Here is a 6,290-nt window from a genome sequence, read left to right as displayed (position 1 = left end):
AATTGATTAAAAGTCAACTGCTCTACCAACTGAGCTAACGACCCGAGTGGTGGGTGATGACGGGATCGAACCGCCGACCCCCTCCTTGTAAGGGAGGTGCTCTCCCAGCTGAGCTAATCACCCGATACTGCGCTGGATACATCTTTTAACGGTGGGTCGTGCAGGATGACTCGGCTTCGCCTCGCCCTACGGGCCGTTGCTGACGCAACGTTATCCTTCACGTTTTACTATCGCGTTCCACCAGAACGATTGGTGGGTCGTGCAGGATTCGAACCTGCGACCAATTGATTAAAAGTCAACTGCTCTACCAACTGAGCTAACGACCCACTATTTTCGCCGCTTTGGGCTTGTTCGATATCCCTTGGCAACGGCGGCATATATTACTGATTTCAGAATTCAGCGCAACAACAATTTAGATAAAGATTGCTTAACTGCTTAGGATTCATGCGACAAGACCAGAAATGATGCGATTTCTGGTCATGCCATAATCATCCGAGTGCGTTAAGGCGTTTTTGCGCTTGTTTGGCCCCGTCGGTGCCAGGAAATTTACTGACCACCTGCTGGTAAACCGCCTTCGCTTTTGCGGTATCGCCTTTGTCCTGCATGATCACGCCGACTTTAAACATCGCATCGGGCGCCTTCGGGGATTTAGGGTAGTTTTTCACCACGGAAGCGAAATAGTACGCCGCATCGTCCTTTTTACCCTTGTTGTAATTCAGCTGACCGAGCCAGTAGTTGGCGTTCGGCTGATACGTTGAATCGGGGTACTTTTTGACGAAGTTCTGGAAAGCCGCCATCGCATCGTCCTGGCGAGAGGGATCCTTCACCAGCGCGATAGCCGCGTTGTAATCGGTATTGGCATCACCGGTCTGCGCCGGGGCGCCTGACGAGGCCGCTGGCGCCGTCCCGCTAGCCGCAGCGCCCTGATCGCCCGCTGACGTCTGGGTTTGCGCTCCCGCTGCGCCGCCACCGCTGCTCAGACCGTCGATCTGCAGCAGGATCTGCTTCTGGCGCTCAACAACCTGATTCAGCTGATACTGGCTTTCCTGAATTTGACCGCGCAGGGAATCAATATCGGACTGATTATCGGAGAGTTGTTGCTGGAGTTGGGTTAAAAGCTGGCTGTGCGCATTGGAAATACGCTCGAGTTGAGTGACGCGGTCTTCGACCGAGCCTGAGCCGACACTACTGATTGGCGCCTGAGCAAAAGCGGCCCAGGGGGCCGCTATGCCAACCAGTAACGACAGACTCAATAGATGATGTCTGAAGTTACTGCTCATGCAATTCTCTTAGTAAACCAGTACGGCGCGACGGTTTTTGGCGTAAGCCGCTTCGTCATGGCCCAGTACTGCAGGTTTTTCTTTACCGTAAGAAACGATGGAGATCTGGTCAGCAGAAACACCTTTGCCCTGCAGATACATCTTAACGGCGTTAGCACGACGCTCACCCAGAGCGATGTTGTATTCCGGCGTACCACGCTCATCCGCATGACCTTCTACGGTCACTTTGTAGGACGGATTGCTGCGCAGGAAGTTTGCGTGCGCGTCCAGCATTGCAGCGAAGTCAGAACGGATATCGTATTTGTCCAGATCGAAGTAAACGATATTGTTCTGCTGCAGCTGTTGCATCTGCAGACGAGCCTGCTCTTCGGAAGACATGTTGCCGCCGTTAGCGTTACCGTCCATACCAGTGCCGGCACCCAGCATGCCTTCACCGCTCTGGTCGTTGCTGGCGTTCTTGTTAGAAGAACACGCCGCGATTGCCATAACCGGCAGAGCGATCAACAGCCCTTTCAGCACTTTGTTCAGTTGCATTTCTTTGATTCCTTTAATAATCAATTATTTATTATCACAGATACGGCGACCAGGCAGGTGATTTTACCTGTCCATCAGTTGCCGGAAGACGCGCTTTGAAACGCCCATCTGTAGAAACCAGATTCAGCACGGATCCCATCCCCTGAGAAGAGCTGTAGATTACCATAGTGCCGTTAGGTGCCAGACTTGGCGTTTCATCTAAAAACGTTGATGACAGAACCTGCACACCACCCGCTTCCAGATCTTGTTTGGCAATGTGCTGCTGACCACCGGCCGAGCTTACCATTACCATAGTTTTACCATCAGCGCTCACGTCAGCGTCCTGGTTTTGTGAACCTTCCCAGGTAATACGCTGCGGCGTGCCGCCATTAATATTGACTTTATACACCTGCGGACGACCGGCCTGGTCGGAAGTAAAGGCCAGGTTCTGGCTATCCGGGAACCAGCTTGGTTCGGTGTTATTGCTGCGACCGTTGGTCACCTGACGAATCTGGCCAGATCCCAGGTCCATCACGTACAGGTTCAGGCTACCGGTTTTCGACAGAGCGAAAGCCAGTTTGCTGCCGTCCGGCGAGAACGCCGGCGCGCCGTTATGCTGCGGGAACGAAGCAATCTGACGAACGGAGCCGTTAGCCAGCGTCTGCACAACCAGCGCAGAGCGTCCGCTTTCAAAGGTCACGTAGGCCAGCTTCGCGCCGTCCGGAGACCATGCCGGAGACATCAGCGGCTGAGTTGAACGGTGAACGAGGAACTGATTGTAGCCATCGTAGTCGGACACGCGCAGCTCGTACGGGAACTGGCCGCCGTTGGTCTGTACCACGTAGGCGATACGGGTACGGAAGGCGCCCTTAATACCGGTCAGCTTCTCAAATACGGCGTCGCTGGCAGCATGCGCGGCATAGCGCAGATACTGTTTCGTGACTTTAAAGGAGTTCTGCGCAAGCACGGTCCCTGGCGCGCCGCCGGTATCAACCAGCTGATACGCCACGTTGTAGGAACCGTCAGGGTTTTGCGTCACCTGACCAACCACGACGGCGTCAACGCCCAGCGCAGACCATGCCGCCGGCTGTACTTCCTGAGCGCTACCCGGCTGCTGAGGCAGACGCGAGCGATCGAGCGGATTAAACTTGCCGCTGTTGCGCAGGTCAGCCGCCACGATACCGCCCACATCTTCCGGCGCAGCACCCTGCCCCGCCCACTGGAACGGCACAACGCCGATTGGGCGTGCCGAGTCGACCCCTTGGGTAATCTCGATGCGTACTTCTGCGTGCAGCACTGCCGCCCACAGCATTAAAAAACCAAATGCTACTCGTAATGCCTGCTTCATCATATCTCCCTTATCCAGGCGAAAAGCCCACGATAATTTAGCAGAATGTTAACAAACTCAAATACACAAAACTACCAAAACCCTGGGCCTACCGACGTTTGTTTTCCCCGCATAAACGGGGAAAACTATCACTGAGGTTTGAAGTCCAGTGGCGCATTTTTGAATGTTTCATAAACAGCCTGCGACGGCGGTTTAGGGAACTTCGTCATCCGGCTCGTTGCGGCCAGCATTTGCTGACAGAACGCCGGATCGCCGCCTTCCGATTTCACACTTAACAGCGTTCCATCCTGAGCCAGATTCACACGTAAAGTACAGGTTTTCCCCTTGTAGGTATCCCAGTCATAGAGATGACCTTTAATCGCAGCCTGCACCTGTGAAATATAGCTGTTAATCTCAGCCTGGGATGCCCCACCCTGCCCCTGCTTACTTCCTTTAGCAGGAGATGAACCCCCAGCGCTACCGCTGGTATTACCTTTCGGCGCATTCTTACCGGAGCTCAGGTCGCCGAGCAGATCGTCAACGCCGTTGGCCTCTTTGGCCGCAGCGGCTTTCTTGGCGGCTGCTGCCTTAGCGGCGGCGGCTTTCGCCGCTTTGTCTGCGGCGGCCTTCTCTGCTGCTGCAGCTTTGGCTGCCGCGGCTTTCTCAGCGGCGGCTTTTTCCGCTGCGGCGGCTTTCTCGGCTGCCGCTTTCTCAGCAGCAGCTTTCTGCGCGGCGGCTTTTTCTGCCGCTTTTTCGGCGGCAGCTTTTTCAGCAGCGGCCTGTTTCGCCGCTTCCTGCTGCGCTTTTTTCTCTGCCTGCTGCTGCGCTTTCTTCTCAGCTTCCTGCTGAGCTTTCTTCGCCGCATCGGCTTCGGCTTTTTTCTGCGCGTCCGCGGCCGCTTTCGCGGCTTCTGCTTCCGCCTGTTTCTTCGCATCCGCCGCCGCTTTCGCCGCAGCGGCTTCGGCTGCTTTCGCCTGCGCATCGGCCTTCGCTTTCGCGTCAGCGGTGGCTTTGGCGGCAGCTTCCTGCGCCTCTTTCGCCTGTGCGTCCGCTTTGGCTTTGGCCGCTGCGGCGGCTTTCGCCGCGGCTTCTTCCGCCTGTTTCTGCTGTTCTTTCGCCTCTTTAGCCGCTTCCTGCGCCTGTAGACGATCCTGTTCCAGCTGTTTCAGCCGTTCCTGCTCGGCGGCCTGTTTTTCACGTAGCTCTTCCGCCTGCTGCTGAGCCTGCTTTTCACGCTGCTCGGCGGCGCGGCGGGCGCTGGCCTGCTGCTGCTGTTGACGGTCATAATTCTTCACAACCGCCCCCGGATCGACCATTACCGCATCGATAGAGGAACCTCCGCCACCCCCGGCAGAAGCATCCAGATGCTCGTCAAACGAACTCCAGATCAGCAGCGCTATCAATACGATGTGCAGCGCGACTGATACTATGATCGCTCGTTTAAGCTTGTCGTTTTGTTCGGTTGCCTTTGACACTATCGGTTCCCAAAAACTGTTCGCCTGTTCCCGTTATATGACGTCGGCCACGAGACGCTGTTGTCCCAAAGCCGACGTGCTGGCGGGCGTGCATATTGCGAGCGATTAGATCGGCTTGGTCATCAAGCCAACCGATTTAACCCCTGCGCTGTGCAACAGGTTAAGCGCTTTAATAATCTCATCGTATGGCACCTCTTTAGCACCGCCGATCAGGAACACCGTTTTCTCATTCGCCTCAAGTCGACGCCTGGCTTCCGCAATAACCTGTTCCGGCGGCAGCTGCGATAACGTTTCCGGGCCAACTTTCACGCTGTACTGCCCGACGCCGGAGACTTCAACGATCACCGGCGGCTCATCGTTGCTTTTCACCGCCTGCGACTCCGTTGCGTCCGGTAGGTCGACCTCTACGCTCTGCGTAATGATCGGCGCTGTCGCCATAAAGATCAGCAACAGCACCAACAGGACATCCAGCAGCGGAACGATGTTGATCTCGGACTTCAGTTCGCGACGTCCGCGTCCACGTGCTCTGGCCATGGCTTACCCCTTATTGCTTTCGCTGCTGGTAAACGCCTGACGGTGCAGAATGGCGGTGAACTCTTCCATAAAGTTGTCGTAGTTCAGCTCAAGTTTGTTCACGCGCTGGTTCAGACGGTTATAGGCCATAACCGCCGGGATAGCGGCAAAAAGACCAATTGCCGTCGCGATGAGCGCTTCTGCGATACCCGGCGCGACCATTTGCAGCGTCGCCTGTTTTACCGCGCCCAGCGCGATAAAGGCATGCATGATCCCCCATACGGTACCAAACAGACCGATATATGGGCTGATAGAACCCACCGTACCGAGGAACGGGATGTGGGTTTCCAGGGTTTCCAGCTCGCGGTTCATCGAAATACGCATGGCGCGCGACGCTCCTTCGACAATCGCTTCCGGCGCATGGCTGTTCGCACGATGCAGACGCGCAAACTCTTTGAAGCCGCTGTAGAAGATTTGTTCCGAACCGGTCAGATTATCGCGACGACCCTGGCTTTCCTGGTACAAACGAGAAAGCTCGATACCGGACCAGAACTTATCTTCAAACGCTTCGGCCTCACGTGACGCCGAATTGAGGATACGCGTTCTCTGAATAATGATGGCCCAGGAGGCGATGGAAAAACAAACTAAAATCAACATGATAAGTTTAACCAGAAGGCTCGCCTTCAGGAACAAATCAAGGATATTCATCTCAGTCACTGCTTAAACTCCGCGACAATAGACTTGGGAAGCGCACGAGGCTTCATTAAGAGTGGATCAACGCACACGATAAGAACCTCAGCTTCATTCAAAACGACGTTCTCGGCGTTGACGATTCGCTGCGTGAAAACCAGGGTAGCTCCTCGCATTGAGGTTATCTCCGTCTGGATTTCGAGCATGTCGTCGAGTCTGGCGGGCGCAAAATACTCCAGCGTCATTTTGCGAACCACAAAGGCAACTCGTTCAGCCAGCAAAACCTGTTGGCTGAAGTGATGATGGCGCAGCATCTCTGTGCGTGCTCTTTCATAGAAAGCGACGTAGCTGGCGTGGTAAACCACACCACCGGCGTCGGTGTCTTCGTAATAGACCCGAACCGGCCATCGAAACAGCGTTGTATTCACTTTACATCCCGGTAATGCAACAAAAGGTTAGTGCTTTCAAACTTCGCTACTATACGCGCGGGAA

At 55.1% G+C, this 6,290-nt stretch carries 7 protein-coding genes and 2 tRNA genes; all 9 read right to left on the bottom strand.

Features of this window, described 5'->3' with window-relative positions:
- Window positions 1-47: 47 nt before the first annotated feature.
- Window positions 48-123: transfer RNA gene (locus FQK12_RS09870), tRNA-Val, on the bottom strand.
- Between the two features lie 127 nt (window positions 124-250).
- Window positions 251-326: transfer RNA gene (locus FQK12_RS09865), tRNA-Lys, on the bottom strand.
- A gap of 162 nt (window positions 327-488) precedes the next feature.
- The gene (cpoB, locus tag FQK12_RS09860; protein ID WP_004848965.1) at window positions 489-1,280 is read right to left on the bottom strand and encodes a cell division protein CpoB; all 792 of its coding nucleotides are present in this window, start codon (window positions 1,278-1,280) and stop codon (window positions 489-491) included.
- Window positions 1,281-1,289: 9 nt separating this feature from the next.
- Window positions 1,290-1,814, bottom strand: coding sequence for a peptidoglycan-associated lipoprotein Pal (gene pal / locus FQK12_RS09855; RefSeq protein WP_004100337.1), 525 nt, complete (start codon window positions 1,812-1,814; stop codon window positions 1,290-1,292).
- 34 nt (window positions 1,815-1,848) lie between these two features.
- Window positions 1,849-3,141, bottom strand: coding sequence for a Tol-Pal system beta propeller repeat protein TolB (gene tolB, locus FQK12_RS09850; RefSeq protein ID WP_004133400.1), 1,293 nt, complete (start codon window positions 3,139-3,141; stop codon window positions 1,849-1,851).
- Between the two features lie 128 nt (window positions 3,142-3,269).
- Complete coding sequence (gene tolA, locus FQK12_RS09845) at window positions 3,270-4,595, bottom strand: cell envelope integrity protein TolA (protein ID WP_014228457.1); 1,326 nt, start codon at window positions 4,593-4,595, stop codon at window positions 3,270-3,272.
- Between the two features lie 105 nt (window positions 4,596-4,700).
- Entirely contained in the window at window positions 4,701-5,129 is a 429-nt protein-coding gene (tolR, locus tag FQK12_RS09840; RefSeq protein WP_004130580.1) for a colicin uptake protein TolR, read from the bottom strand.
- A gap of 3 nt (window positions 5,130-5,132) precedes the next feature.
- Window positions 5,133-5,825 carry a Tol-Pal system protein TolQ gene (gene tolQ, locus FQK12_RS09835; RefSeq protein ID WP_014228456.1) on the bottom strand — a complete coding sequence of 231 codons (693 nt, stop codon included), beginning with the start codon at window positions 5,823-5,825 and terminating at the stop codon, window positions 5,133-5,135.
- A complete protein-coding gene (gene ybgC, locus FQK12_RS09830; protein ID WP_004100330.1) occupies window positions 5,822-6,226 on the bottom strand; it encodes a tol-pal system-associated acyl-CoA thioesterase in 405 nt (134 codons plus the stop codon). Before ybgC ends, tolQ begins: the two co-directional genes overlap by 4 nt.
- Between the last annotated feature and the right edge of the window lie 64 nt (window positions 6,227-6,290).

Origin of the sequence: Klebsiella sp. ME-303, assembly GCF_007910085.1 — a bacterium.
GTDB lineage: Bacteria > Pseudomonadota > Gammaproteobacteria > Enterobacterales > Enterobacteriaceae > Klebsiella > Klebsiella michiganensis.
The sequence above is the reverse complement of the archived record's forward strand: the minus strand, read 5'-3'. Positions and strand labels throughout refer to the sequence as shown.

Excerpts from the sequence above, each read along its gene's own strand:
- cpoB (WP_004848965.1), bottom strand. The coding sequence starts at position 1,280 with ATGAGCAGTAACTTCAGACATCATCTATTGAGTCTGTCGTTACTGGTT.
- pal (WP_004100337.1), bottom strand. The coding sequence starts at position 1,814 with ATGCAACTGAACAAAGTGCTGAAAGGGCTGTTGATCGCTCTGCCGGTT.
- tolB (WP_004133400.1), bottom strand. The coding sequence starts at position 3,141 with ATGAAGCAGGCATTACGAGTAGCATTTGGTTTTTTAATGCTGTGGGCG.
- tolR (WP_004130580.1), bottom strand. The coding sequence starts at position 5,129 with ATGGCCAGAGCACGTGGACGCGGACGTCGCGAACTGAAGTCCGAGATC.